A 13,067-nucleotide genomic window follows, 5' to 3' on the forward strand; every position below is an offset into this window, starting at 1 on the left:
CTGTCCACCCGCTGTGGACCGTCCAGAAGGCCTGAGCTGCCTCCCGCGTGGGACCGCCATGGGTGTTGGTGTGCTCCCGACAGGTTCCGACGAGCTCCCGCTCAGCACAGAAGGGAGCCGGATGAACTGCCACGGTGTGACGGGACAGGATTGTTGGTTAGGGTGGCAAGTGGCGAATGATTGCGCTGCCCTTGACCGGGTGGTGGACAGACTGGCGAGTGCGGGGCGGCGCAGACCGACGGCTTCCACACGGGTCACGTCTGAGACGACGGGGGCACGTTGGCGGTGTGTCGGCGCCAACGGACGCCGAAGGCCGCGGCGACCGGCGTCCAGTGGCGTGGGAGTGTTCGGCCGGAGCGGGCCGGGAAGCCGGCGCTGCCCTGTTCGCGTCTGACATGTTCGCCGTCCTGCTCGGTCCAGCCGCACAGCCCGCGGCATCCGCACGGACCCGGCCATGTCGGCGGCGCCAGCGGGCAGTTCCCGGGAGCGCGCCATCGCGGTAGCGCCGGCTGGCATGGCGTCATGGGTACCGATGGGAAGAGGAGGTGCATCGCATCCACCGGATGGTCTTCGACGGTGTGCGGGCTCTTGCGCGTCTCGGTCGTCAGCCAAGTGTCCGGCACGACCGCCACCATGTCGGGGGTCGCGGCGCGGTCAGGTCCGGTGCTGAAGTGCGGGCTTCCGCCGGTCGACCGGACGCGGTGGGCGGGTGAGCGGCCGGCCGGCGCCCGCGGTGCTGCCCGTATCGCTGCGCGCGTGCCTCGCGCCGATCGCGGCCCTCGCCACCCTGGTGGTCGTCGTGCTCGGGGTCCTGTACGCCGGCGACAGCCGGCCCGGCACGGTGGACGCGTGGATCCAGTCGGCGGTGGACGGTGCCCGGCCGCCCTGGCGGGATGTCGCTCTGGCCATCGACTTCCTGGCGGAGCCCGCCGGGGCGGTGCTGCTGGTCGGGGTCGCCGTGACGGGTTGTCTGCTGCTTCGGCGACCTCGCGCGGCGGTGCTCGTCGTTGCCGGCTCCGGCCTGACCGTGGCGGCGACGACGCTGATCAAGCCTGTGGTGGGGCGCACCATCCACGGCGACCACCTGTCCTACCCGAGCGGGCACACCGCCTTCCTCACGGCGTTCGCCCTCATGGCGGCGCTGCTCGCGACCGGCTGGCTCGGCCTCGGCAGGACGGCCGGCACCTCACTCGTGCTCGTGGCGGCGCTGGTTGCCGGCGCCGCCATGGGCTGGGCGCAAGTCGCTCTGGGGGCGCACTACCCGACCGATGCCCTCGGCGGCTGGTGCACCGCGCTGGCGGTGGTCCCGGCGAGCGGGTGGCTGGTCGACTGGATGGCTGACGCCAGTCGGCGCAAGCGCCGCTGACGTCACGTCACCTCATGCCAAGCGGCGGAACACGGGCTTCACCGGTTGCCCGGCCAGCCAGGGGCTGGGGTCCCCGGCGTCCAGCGCCTTCCGGTACACCGCACAGGCCTGGGCCACCGTGTCGACGGTGTGTTCGATGTCGGCGTCGTCCAGCGCGCTGCTCACCACGAACGAGGGGGCGAGCACCCCGCCCGTGAGGAGCTGGCGCAGGAACAGGGTGCGGTACCGCTGTGACGGCCGCCGGTTCTCGTCGAGGGTGGCGAAGACCAGATTGCTGGCCCGGCCCCGGACGACGATGTGGTCGCCGACGCCCATGCTGGCCGCGGCGTCCCGGATACCGGCGGCCAACCGCTCGCCGATGGCGTGCAGTCGCGCGGTGACACCCTCCTCGACGTAGGTGGTGAGCACGGCCATCGCGGCGGCCAGGGAGTGGGTTTCCGCACCGTGCGTGGTGGACAGCAGGAACACCCGGTCTCCGGAGTGGCGCAGCCCGCCCCGCTCCATGAGATCGCGGCGCCCGGCCAGCGCGGAGACAGCGAAACCGTTGCCCAGCGCCTTGCCGAACGTGGAGAGGTCGGGGACGACGCCGTACAGGCCCTGCGCGCCCGCCTCGGACCAGCGCAGGCCGGTGATCATCTCATCGAAGACCAGTACGCAGCCGTGCCGGTCGGCCAGCTCGCGCAGACCGGCGAGGTAGCCGGGAGGCGGCTCGGTGTGGGTGGCGGGTTCGAGGATCAGACAGGCGACCTCGTCCCGGTACCGGGTGAGCAGCGCCTCGGTGGCGGCCAGGTCACCGTAGGGGAACGCCACGGTGAGCTCGGTGGTCGCCGCCGGGACACCGGCGGACATCGGCGTGGTGCCGATGAACCAGTCGTCGACGGAGTAGAACGGATGGTCGCCGCAGATGGCCACCCGCAACCGCCCGGTGACGGCGCGGGCCAGGCGCACCGCGGCGGTGGTGGCGTCGGAGCCGTTCTTCGCGAACTTCACCATCTCGGCGGTCGGCACGGTGGCAAGGAAGCGTTCCGCGGCCTGGACCTCCACGATCGATGGCCGGACGAAGTTGCTGCCGCGGTCGAGTTCCCGCCGCACCGCCTCGATCACGCGGGGGTGGGCGTGGCCGAGGCTGACCGACCGCAGGCCGGAGCCGTACTCGATGTAGCGGTTGCCGTCGATGTCCCACACATGGGCACCGTGACCGTGGCTGATGACCGGGGCCAGGTTCTCGGGGTACTGGTCATCGCCCTTGGCGTAGGTGTGCGCGCCCCCGGGGACCATGGCGTGCAGCCGCTCGTTCGCCAGCCGCGAACGGGGCAGGAGGAACTCTTCGGTGTCCACGCTGACCTCACCTCTCCTTTTGCTGGAGGACCTCGGCGAGGCTCGGCGCCTCCCGGTCCCGCTGGGACATCGATGTGACCGGCAGCGGCCAGGGAATGGCGAGCTCCGGGTCGTCGAAGGCGATCGTCACGTCCTCGGCCGGATCGTGCGGGCGGTCGATCCGGTACGAGACATCGGCGGTTTCGGTCAGCGCCTGGAAGCCGTGAGCGCACCCCGCCGGGATGTACAGGGTCGACTGGGTCTCGCCGGACAGCTCGAAGAAGGCCCGGTTGCGGTAGGTCGGCGAGTCCGCCCGCAGGTCCACGACGACATCGAAGACCTCCCCGTACGAGCACCGCACCAGTTTGGCCTCGCCGGCTCCGGAACGCAGGTGCAGCCCGCGCAGCACCCCCGCGACCGAGCGGGACACACTGGCCTGGACGAAGGCGTCCGGGTCCAGGCCCACCGAGCGGACCACGTCAGCGTCGAAGGTCCGGCAGAAGAAGCCGCGCTCGTCGGCGTACGGCGTCGGTTCGAACAGGTACGCGCCGACGATCGAGGGGATTGGGGTCGCCTTCATGGGGCCTTCCGCAGGGCGTGGGTGGGGGTGTGGTCGGTCGCCGGGAACAGGGCCGCGGTCAAGGCGGTGAACTGGTGCGCAAGGCGCCGGGTGGCGACCGCGTTCCGCTCGGTCAGGGTCCGCCGTAGCTCCGCCGAACTCCGCTCCAGCGCCCGGAACTGCTCAAGCAGCCGGTCGGCGTCGACCTCGCGAGCCGGGTGGCAGTACGCGGCAAGACCCATCTGGGCCATGAGCGCGTCGCTCTTTGCCGCATAGCTGAGCGCGAGTGTCGGCGTGCCGACCTTCAGCGCGCAGACCAGGTTGTGGTAGCGGGTCGCCACCACGGTGTCGGCGGCCGCCATCTCCTTCATCAGATCGGCGAGCGAGGACGTCTCGGCAGCGGTGACCAGCGGCGAGTCCACCGCCTCCAGGATCGCGGCGACCACCGACACATCGACCTCGTCGCCGGTGAGCAGCCGGACCGGCCTGCCGTCCTCGACCAGCGCACGGACGAAGCGGGTCGTCCCGTCGAGGTAGCGCCGGTAGATCTCGTCCGCCCTGGCGCGGTCGTCGTTACCGCCGTGGAAGGCCATCACCCCCACGCAGACCCGGCCCGGTGGGCCCGGGGGTGCGCTGACCTGCGGGGTGGGCAGGGCGAACGCGAGGTCCGGGTAGACCTCGTCGCGCGAGGTGTCCACACCCATCGCCCGCATGGCGTCGCGGGACTGGGCGTCCCGGTACGACCGGTAGGTGGCCAGCCGTGCCGACCAGCTCACCAGGGCTCGGGTAGGCCGGCGGCTGATCGCGGCGGCGCCGACGCTGACCAGCGCGACCCGGGTGCCGAACAGCCGGCCGGTCGCGCTGAGCAGGAACAGCGAGTAGGGGAAGCCCCACGGACGCAGCGGCAGGGTGGCCTCCAGGACGCCCATGCCCGGCACGATCACCACATCGTGCCGGCGCACCCAGGCGGCGGTGCGGAAGACGTCGACGATTTTGCCCAGGCCCTTCCCCGCGATCGCGCCCGCACGCGACGCGGTCCGGTACTCCCCGCGGTACCAGTGCAGCCGCGTCGCGGGGATCCGGTACCGGGTCGCGACGACCTCGGGTACGCCGCACAGCGCGTCCACGACCGCGTCGGGGTGCTCGGCGCGTAGGTACCCGAGCACGGCCTCAAGCGACCCGTCGTTGCCGAGGTTCCCGGAGCCGAGGAGGCCGAACACCCCGACGCGCGCCGGAGTCCCGTTGCCGGACCTCACGCCCGCCTCCCGTCACGGCCGGCGACGAGGGCGTCGACGGAGAAGGCGAGCCGGTCCGGGTCGACCGGGGCGCGGTCCTCGACCCGCTCGCCGGCGCCAGGCCGGACCCGGCTCGCCATCCAGGCGGCCAGATGGCGGTGGCACGCGCGCCGGTCGGCCGGCGACAACGGCGCCCGCCGGATCGTCGAGACGAAGCCCCAGACGTACTCGGCGAGCAGCCGGGGCGTCGGGTGCAGCGGGCCTGCCCGGCGCGGGTCCAGGTTGACGCATCGGGAGCGCTTGCCCGGGTTCGCCCGCTCGGCGCGGGTGGGGTGGTCGCGGCGGAAGTACAGCAGCTCCGGCACCTGGTGGAAGGGTCCGTGCAGGGCGATCTCGGCGACGAATGTGCGGTCCGCGTGGTGGTAGCTGTCGTGCGGCTTCACCCGGCGCAGCACATCAGCCCGCATCACCCCGTAGAAGTCGTCGCCACCGGGCTCGAACAGCAGACTGCGAAAGCGCTCCGGCGCGTGCGGCGAGTCGGTGGTGAGCCCGTACTCGTAGGGGACCTTCACCTGGCCGTCGCCGTCGATGACCGCTTGGCCGCTGTGCGCGAGGATCATGTCAGGCTGCTCGTCCAGCGCCTCCACACAGCGCCGCAGCAGGTCCCGGGCGTAGAGGTCGTCGTGCGAGGCCCACTTGAACAGCTCGCCACGGCACTCGGTGAACACCTGGTTGTGGTTCGGCGCGGCACCGATGTTCCGGGGCAGCCGGATGTACCGGATGCGCGAGTCCCGTGCGGCGTACCGGCGGCAGATGCCCTGGGTCCCGTCGGCCGAGGCGTTGTCGGAGATGACCAGCTCGAAGTCCTCATAGGTCTGGCCGAGCAGGGCGTCCAGGGCCTCCGCGAGGTACTCCTCGCCGTTGTACACGGGCAGGCCGATGCTCAGCCGGGGAATGCGGCGAAAACCAGTCATGACGTCCTCACTTCGCGGATGGTGTTCTGGTGGTGCTCGCGTAGGGCGGATCGCAGCTGGAGCCACCACACGGCCGAGCCGCTCAACGTCGCGGCGGCCACACCCCAGGCCGAGCCGACCGTGCCGGCCACGGCCGCTCCGCCGAGCCCACCGCTGACATAGCAGGCGGAGGCGAACAGCTGGCAGCGCAGGCTGCGCCGGGCCGCGGCGAGTGCGCGCAGCCCGGCCGCCGCGCCGACGCCGAGGCTGGCGCCCACGACGCCGAGGGTGGCCGGCACGATGAGCTCCGAGGCGGAGTGCCAGACATCGCCGAGCACCAGCTCGCCGACGTGGTCCGGCACCAGCAGCAGCGCCGCGCCCCAGAGCAGTGCGGCGGCGGCCTGCGCGCCGCCGAGCAGCAGGCAGAACGCGCCCAGCCGGTGCGGGGCCTGCCGCAACACCCGTGCCGCCTCCGCGACGGTGACCAGCGAGAGCCCCATCAGCACGGCGAGGAACGGGCCGAGCAGGAGCTCGGCGCCCCGGACCACTCCCACCGCGCTGACCCCGACGATCAAGCCCAGTCCGTACGCCCGCAGTTGGGCCGCGCCGCTGACGCCGACGTTCTCGACCAGATACCGGTAGCCGAGGTCCCGGTGCTCGCGGATCCACTCGCGAGCTCCGGTCAACCGGGGCCGGATACCGGACTGGAGGCAGCCGTACCCCGCGGCCACCGCGGCGGCCGCGCCCCAGGCGAACACAAAGGCGGCCACACTGCCCACGCGGGCCGCCACCAGCATGGCCGGGATGAGCGCGACGCCCCCCAGCAGGTCGTTGACGAAGGCCTTCCGCCCGGTGCCGGCGGCGAAGAACGAGAACCGCCAGGCGTCCTGGAGCAGCAGCCCCGGCAGCATGATGCCGAGGGCGGCGAACGCGGGTCCCACCCGGCCGCCGAGGCCCAGCCCGACCACCAGACACACCGAGCCGATGGCGACACCGACGCCGAGCGCGGTACCCGACGACCGGGCCGCCGCCGCGCGCCAGGACGCGACCGGCACGCCGCTGAAGCGGACCACCAGCGGGTCGGTGGCCAGCCCGCGGGAGACGCTGAGCACCACGCCGTAGGTCACCCAGGCCAGGCTGAACACGCCGAACGCGGCCAGTCCCAGCGAGCGTGCCACACAGATGCCCACCGCGAAGTTGGTCATGCTGCAGACCGCTTGGTCGGCCAGTCCCCAGGACAGCCGGCCGACGATGGCCCGTTTGGCGGTGGGCCGGGCGGGCGCGGCCCGGGCCGCCGAGGTCGTCGCCTTCTCCCCGTCGGTGGTCATCGGCGTCATGCCTTGATCAGCCCGGCGGCGCCCAGGGCGTCGGCGGCGACGGCGACGGTGTCGAACGGCAGCCCGGACCGCTCGGCGACATCCAGCAGGCTGTGCTCGCCGTCGGAGAGGTTGAGCACCCAGAGCATGGCCATCTGGGCCTGCTTCGCGTCGCTGCGGCCGCCGAGCGAGTCGTACAACCCACGCCGACCCAGCTGTGGTTCGCCGTAGGGGCTGAGGTTGACGTACCGCCGGTTGCGGTCAAGCACGGCGAAGGCCTCACGGCAGACGGCGAGGGTGTCCGCCATCGCCTGAGGGGAGACGAAGTCCAGATTGTCCGCCGAGGTGTGGTATTCGGGGTATCCGGCGTAAGGGGTCCGACTGAGCGAGCCCACGCCGAGATTGAACCCGGGCGAGCAGAACTGCCGCTCGTCGTAGCCGTACGGAGTGAACTCGGCGACGTGGTGCGGGCGGTCGGAGGCCGCCAGCACATGCCGCATCACCCGGTCGATCTCCGCGTCGCCGCGCCTGCTCCGCTTGTACGTCAGCCGACCCGAGTCACCGGCGCAGGCCAGCACCAGGCCGTGCTTGACCTGCTCCACCCGCTCCGCGTTGCGGGCCAGCCAGGTGATCGCGCCGATGGTGCCGGGCGCGAACAGGAACCGGTAGGTGTACCAGGGCGTTCGCTCCGCCAGCGCCCGGGCCAGGAACACCGCCACCGCGATCCCGGCCAGATTGTCGTTGGCCAGCGAGGGGTGGCAGACATGGCAGGAGACGATCACCTCGTCGGCGACCTGCCCGGGGACCACGTGCTCGGCGTAGGTGAGGTGGCCATCCGCGAGGGTGGAGTCGATGCGCACCTCGTACTCGTCGTCCGGCAGCGCGTCCAAGGTCTCCTGGGCCAGGCAGAACCCCCACGCCGGCTTGTAGTAGCTGGTGCGGTACGGCACCCAGGTCGGGTGGTCCGGCAGGGTGTACAGGTGTCCACGCAGCTCGGCCAGCGGCATGGTCGCCGACACCGGCAGGCTGTAGCCGAGTACGTGCAGGCTGGACTCGGCGAAGTCGACGACCCGGTTGCCCGCGGTGTCGGCGATATACGCGTCCCGGATGTTCCACTCCTGTGGCACCGTCCAGTCGAGCACCTGGGTCCCCGTCGGCACCTCGTGCAACTGAAGCGGAATGTACTCGCCGACGATCTCCAGGGTGGCGCGCACACCGTCGCCCGTGATGCTCCGGCACAGCGGGTACAGCCGCTCCACCAGTGCGTGCATCTGCTCGCCCGCCGCGGTCATCGGCGCCACCGCAGGGTGTCGTCGACGGGGCCGGTGCCGGACGCCGCGCGCAGTACGGCCAGCCGGGTGAAGCGTCGCTCGAAGTCCTCCCGGGTCAGCCCGTGTTTCCGGTAGGCGTCGGCGAGTTCGAGCGCGCCCTGCTGCACCGTCCACTCGCAGTCGAAGCCGGGCACCGCGGCGCGGAACCGGGAGAAGTCCACCCGGTACGACCGCGGATCGGCACCGTTCTCCCCGGTGATCACCACCTTTGAGCCGGACACCGCATCGGCGACCTGCTCGGCTATCTCGGCGACCGTGACGTTGTTGACCTCGCTGCCGATGTTGAACGCCCGGTCGTGCACCGCCTCCCGCGGCGCGACCAGCGCGGCCGCGAAGGCCCGTGCGATGTCGACGGCGTGCACCAACGGGCGCCAGGGCGTGCCGTCGGAGAGCACCAACACCTCGCCGGACAGCAGCGCGTGGCCCACCAGGTTGTTCAGCACGATGTCGGCGCGCAGTCGGGGCGAGTAGCCGAAGGCGGTGGCGTTGCGCATGAACACCGGGCTGAAGTCACCGTCGGACAGCGCGTGCAGGTCGTCCTCCACCCGCACCTTGGACTCCGCGTACGGTGTCACCGGGCGCAGCGAGGCGTCCTCGGACACCAGGTCGCCACCGCCGGCGGCGCCGTAGACCGAGCAGGTCGACGCGTAGAGGAAGCGTCGCACTCCGGCGTCGCGGGCCAGCCGGGCCAGCCGCACGGACGCGTGGTGGTTGATGTCGTAGGTGAGGTCGGGCGCCAGCGCTCCCAGCGGGTCGTTGGACAGCGCGGCCAGGTGGATCACCGCGTCCACCCCGGCCACGTGTTCGGCCGTGACGTCGCGCAGGTCCACCCGATGCCCCGGCGGGTCCGCGGGCGGCGGGCCCAGCACGCAGTCGGCGAACAGACCGGCGTCAAGGCCGACGACTTCGTGCCCGGCGGCGTTGAGTATCGGGGCCATCACGGTGCCCAAGTAGCCCTGGTGTCCGGTCAGCAAAACGCGCAAGGTTCATTCCCCTAGATTGAGAGTGAGTTTGGTGACGGCGAACGCCTCGGCATAGCGCGCGTGGCATTCGATGCCGCGGATTCGAGCGAGGCCGAGGAAGGCCTCCCGGTCGTACCAGGGCCGGTGCCGCTGCGAGGGGTAGTGCTCCTGCAGCAACTGCACCTTCCGCTCGGCGATCTGGGGCGACAGCGGCTGGTACGCCGACGGACGGCCGAGATCGCCGTCCCACTTGGCGATCTCGTAGCCGAGCACGAGGTGGTCGCGGAACGCGGTGGGTATCAGCTTCGCCAGGCCGCGGTGATCCTGGTGCGCGTCGTCGGTACGCGGGGCCAGCACGAGATCGGGCTCGCTGCGTCCACGCAGCTCCTCGACCGCGGCCTTGGCCTCGGCCCAGTGTGTCGGCAGCCTGCCGTCCGGCAGTTCGAGCACCGTCAGCCGCAGTTCGGCACCCGGGCAGAAGGCGGCGAGCGCGGCCCGCTCCTCCTGCTCCCGGTCGCCGCCACCGCCGGAGAGCACCAGCGCGTCGACGCGGATGCCCGGCCGCGCGAGGCACATCGTCAGCAGGGTGCCGCCGGCGCCGATGGCGATGTCGTCGCAGTGCGCGCCGACCGCGACGAGCCGCTCCAGGCGCCCGGTCCCGAGCCGGATCACCCGGTCCTCACCGCGGCGCCGTCCCCGCTGCCGTGCTGGTACGCCCCCGCCCCCGCGCCGTCCCGTTCCCACACGGCCCACGGGCGATCGCCCCGGGTGTAGGCGGTGTCGAGCGCGGCCCGCTCCTTCACGGTGTCGGTCGGCTTCCAGAAGCCCCGGTGCTGGTACGCCACTAACCGGCCGCGCTTGGCCAGTTGGGCGCATCCGTCGGCGACCAGGTCCCCGTTCTCGGGGATGTGGTCGAAGACCTCCTGACGGAGCACGAAGTAGCCGCCGTTCTCCCACAGCGGCAGTTCGCTCACCGCGGTGATTCCTCCTACCAGTCCGTCCTCGCCCAGCTCCACGCAGTGGAACGAGGACTGCGGCGGCACCACCGTCATCGACGCACCGGCGTCGCGCCGGGCGAACTGGTCGATCATCTGCGGCAGTGGGGCATCGGTGAGCACATCGGCGTAGTTGGCGAGGAACATCTCGTCGCCGTCCAGATGGTGCCGCACCCGGCGCAGCCGCTCCCCGATGGGTGACTCGATACCGGTCTGCACGAACGTGATCTTCCAGGAGGCGATGTCGGTGGACAGCAGCTCGGTCCGCCCGTTGCTCAGCACGAAGTCGTTGGACGTCGTCTCCTCGTAGTTGAGGAAGAAGTTCTTGATGTGGTGCGCCCCGTATCCGAGGCACAGGATGAACTCGGTGTGCCCGAAGTGCGCGTAGTAGCGCATGACATGCCAGATCAGCGGCCGCGGGCCGACCATGGCCATCGGCTTGGGTATGTCGTCGTCGGACGCTCCGTTGCGCATGCGCAGCCCGTAACCGCCGCAGAACAGTACGACCTTCATGCTGTGACCTCTCTCACGACGCGACCTCGACAATGCTCAGTTCCGGGATGGGAAAGACCAGCCGGCCGCCCCAGGCGTGCACGAAGGACAGCTGCTCGACCAGCTCGGCCCGCAGGTTCCAGGGGAGGACCAGCACATAGTCCGGTTTGTCGATGCTGATCTGCTCGGGCGACAGGATCGGAATGCGGGTGCCCGGGGTGAACCTGCCGTGCTTGTAGGGGTTGCGGTCGACCGTGTAGGGGAGCAGGTCGGGCCGGATGCCGCAGTGGTTGAGCAGGGTGTTGCCCTTGCCCGGGGCGCCGTAGCCGACGACCGTCTCCCCGCGCTCGGCCGCGTCGATGAGGAACCGCAGCAGGTCCCGGCGCACCTTGGCCACCCGATCGGAGAACTCGGTGTACCCGGACAGCTCCTGGAGCCCGGCGGCCTTCTCCTGGTCCAGCACGTCGGCCACCCGGCGGGTCGGCTCACCGGCCGTCTCGGTCGGCCGGGCCCACAGCCGGATGGAGCCGCCGTGCGTGGGCAGCAGTTCGACGTCCACGAGTGTCAGTCCGCCACTCGCCAGCGCCCGGATCGCGGACGCGACCGTGTAGTACTGGAAGTGCTCGTGGTAGATCGTGTCGTACTGGTTCTTCTCGATCAGGGTCAGCAGGTGCTGCACCTCGATGGAGACCCAGCCCTCGTCCGAGACCAGGGCGCGAAGCCCCCGGGTGAACCCGACCACGTCGGGGATGTGCGCGTACACGTTGTTGGCCACGACCAGGTCCGCCGGGCCGTGTTCGGCGCGCACGGCCGATCCGGTGGCCGGGTCCAGGAACTCGGTGAGCGTGGGCACACCCGCGTCCCGCGCCGAGGCGCCGACGTTCACCGACGGCTCGATGCCGAGGCAGCGGACCCCGCGGTCCACCAGGTGCTTCAGCAGGTACCCGTCGTTGCTCGCGACCTCGACCACGAAGGCGTCCGGGCCAAGGCCCAGCCGCTGTACGGCGCCGTCGACGAAGGTGCGCGCGTGCTCCACCCAGGAGGTCGAGTAGGAGGAGAAGTACGCGTACTGCGTGAACGTCTCCTCCGGAGTGATCAGCGGAGGGATCTGCGCGAGCCAGCAGTCGGTGCAGACCCGCAGGTGCAGCGGGTACGACGGCTCCGGTTGATCCAGTTGGTCCGCGGCGAGGAAACTCTCGCACGGCGGGGTCGTTCCAAGGTCGACGACGCTTGCCAGCGCCGCCGAGCCGCAGAGTCGGCATCGTGTCATCTACTGCCCCCATCTCCGCTCGCGCGGGTGCCCCACCGCGAGCCAGTGCTTCCGTCCCCTGACGGCGGCGGGCTGTCCCCGCCGCCTGACCGCACCGCGATCGCGGTGCGGTACCCATCCACCAGGCGCTCCAGCCCGACGGTCGGGCTGAAATCCCGCTCGTAGCGGTTCCGGGCCGCCTGGCCCATCTCCCCGTTGCGGACCGGCTCCGCCGTGATCCGGCGCAGACAGGACGCGAGCGAGGCCGACTCGCCCGGCCGGTGCAGCAGTCCGGTCACCCCGTCCTCGACGAGCTCGACGAACGCGCCGTGACCGGCGGCGACGGCCGGGACCCCAGCCGCCATCGCCTCCGCGACCACCAGACCGAACGCCTCCAGCCACGTCGAGGGAGCCACCACCGCGACCGACCGCGCGATGGCCTGCCGGCACTGCGCCGCGTCATACAGGCCGACGTATCGCACATCGTCCCGGCCCGCCGCCCAGGCGGTCACCTCCTGCTCCAGCGGCCCCGCGCCGGCGATCACGAGCGGCACGCCCACACCGCCCTCCGCGGCGATCTCGTCCCACGCGGCCATCAGCAGCCGCACGCCCTTGGCCTCCGCGAGTCGGCCGAGATAGAGCAGATGCTCACCGGCGCCCGATCGGCGGGCGCCCGGGTCGGGCACGAAGTTGTGCTTCACCGCCAGCCGCTCCGGTGGCATGCCCGCCCGCACCAGCACATCGCGCTGCGCCGCGGAGATGCAGAAGAACCGCTCCACACCCGACCACCACCGCCGCCGGTTGACGAGAAGGCTGACCGCGAGCGGTACCGTCGCCAGCCGGGAGTTCCGGTAGCAGCCGTGCCGGACGGCGGGCAGCGGCGCCGACCCGACGCACTCGGTGCACGGCCGACCGTCCCGCTGCAGTGTGCCGGGCGGGCAGACCTGGGTGTAGTTGTGCAGCGTGGCGACGGCGGGTACACCGGCGTCGGCGCAGGCGGCCAGCACCGCGGGTGACAGGAGCGGGAAGACGTTGTGGACGTGCACCACATCCGGCCGCTCGGTGCGGAGCCGGGCCGTGAGCTCCGCGCGGACCGTCGGGTTCCACGGCACGAGCAGCGGCAGCGCGGCCTTCCCGAGCAGGGACCGGGCGGCGATGTCGTCGCTGCGCCGCTCGAACAGCTCGACCCGGTGGCCGGCCGCGCGCAGCAGCCCCACCTCCTGGTCGACGACCTTGTTCTCCCCGCTCGGCTGCGCCGAGGAGTAGCGGTTGTGCACCACGATGATGTGCAT

12 protein-coding genes are annotated in these 13,067 nt (G+C 71.6%); 1 reads left to right on the forward strand and 11 read right to left on the reverse strand.

The window, feature by feature from the left end:
• The first annotated feature begins 709 nt into the window (after nt 1-709).
• A complete protein-coding gene (locus NBG84_RS36395) occupies nt 710-1,366 on the forward strand; it encodes a phosphatase PAP2 family protein (RefSeq protein WP_250923982.1) in 657 nt (218 codons plus the stop codon).
• Between the two features lie 12 nt (nt 1,367-1,378).
• Here NBG84_RS36395 and NBG84_RS36400 read toward each other — a convergent pair whose 3' ends face one another.
• The 11 genes from NBG84_RS36400 to NBG84_RS36450 are packed head-to-tail and all read right to left on the reverse strand — an operon-like array spanning nt 1,379 to nt 13,067.
• A complete protein-coding gene (locus NBG84_RS36400; RefSeq protein WP_250923983.1) occupies nt 1,379-2,704 on the reverse strand; it encodes a glutamate-1-semialdehyde 2,1-aminomutase in 1,326 nt (441 codons plus the stop codon).
• Nucleotides 2,705-2,711: 7 nt separating this feature from the next.
• A complete protein-coding gene (rfbC, locus tag NBG84_RS36405) occupies nt 2,712-3,263 on the reverse strand; it encodes a dTDP-4-dehydrorhamnose 3,5-epimerase (protein ID WP_250923984.1) in 552 nt (183 codons plus the stop codon).
• Complete coding sequence (locus NBG84_RS36410; protein ID WP_250923985.1) at nt 3,260-4,498, reverse strand: polysaccharide pyruvyl transferase family protein; 1,239 nt, start codon at nt 4,496-4,498, stop codon at nt 3,260-3,262. Before NBG84_RS36410 ends, rfbC begins: the two co-directional genes overlap by 4 nt.
• Nucleotides 4,495-5,451 carry a glycosyltransferase family 2 protein gene (locus NBG84_RS36415; RefSeq protein WP_250923986.1) on the reverse strand — a complete coding sequence of 319 codons (957 nt, stop codon included), beginning with the start codon at nt 5,449-5,451 and terminating at the stop codon, nt 4,495-4,497. The genes NBG84_RS36410 and NBG84_RS36415 overlap by 4 nt, the downstream gene beginning before the upstream one ends.
• The gene (locus tag NBG84_RS36420) at nt 5,448-6,767 is read right to left on the reverse strand and encodes an MATE family efflux transporter (protein ID WP_250923987.1); all 1,320 of its coding nucleotides are present in this window, start codon (nt 6,765-6,767) and stop codon (nt 5,448-5,450) included. The genes NBG84_RS36415 and NBG84_RS36420 overlap by 4 nt, the downstream gene beginning before the upstream one ends.
• Nucleotides 6,764-8,047 (reverse strand): DUF4910 domain-containing protein, encoded by a 1,284-nt coding sequence (locus tag NBG84_RS36425; RefSeq protein WP_250923988.1) that lies wholly within the window; start codon nt 8,045-8,047, stop codon nt 6,764-6,766. The genes NBG84_RS36420 and NBG84_RS36425 overlap by 4 nt, the downstream gene beginning before the upstream one ends.
• On the reverse strand, nt 8,035-9,060 hold the full coding sequence (locus NBG84_RS36430; RefSeq protein WP_250923989.1) for an NAD-dependent epimerase/dehydratase family protein: 1,026 nt from the start codon (nt 9,058-9,060) through the stop codon (nt 8,035-8,037). The genes NBG84_RS36425 and NBG84_RS36430 overlap by 13 nt, the downstream gene beginning before the upstream one ends.
• Nucleotides 9,061-9,063: 3 nt before the next feature.
• Nucleotides 9,064-9,711, reverse strand: coding sequence for a PIG-L deacetylase family protein (locus NBG84_RS36435; protein WP_250923990.1), 648 nt, complete (start codon nt 9,709-9,711; stop codon nt 9,064-9,066).
• Complete coding sequence (locus NBG84_RS36440) at nt 9,708-10,547, reverse strand: glycosyltransferase family protein (RefSeq protein ID WP_250923991.1); 840 nt, start codon at nt 10,545-10,547, stop codon at nt 9,708-9,710. The genes NBG84_RS36435 and NBG84_RS36440 overlap by 4 nt, the downstream gene beginning before the upstream one ends.
• A 13-nt stretch (nt 10,548-10,560) precedes the next feature.
• The gene (locus tag NBG84_RS36445) at nt 10,561-11,796 is read right to left on the reverse strand and encodes a class I SAM-dependent methyltransferase (RefSeq protein ID WP_250923992.1); all 1,236 of its coding nucleotides are present in this window, start codon (nt 11,794-11,796) and stop codon (nt 10,561-10,563) included.
• Complete coding sequence (locus NBG84_RS36450) at nt 11,793-13,067, reverse strand: glycosyltransferase (protein ID WP_250923993.1); 1,275 nt, start codon at nt 13,065-13,067, stop codon at nt 11,793-11,795. The genes NBG84_RS36445 and NBG84_RS36450 overlap by 4 nt, the downstream gene beginning before the upstream one ends.

Origin of the sequence: Streptomyces albipurpureus (assembly GCF_023701525.1) — a bacterium.
GTDB classification, from domain to species: domain Bacteria; phylum Actinomycetota; class Actinomycetes; order Streptomycetales; family Streptomycetaceae; genus Streptomyces; species Streptomyces albipurpureus.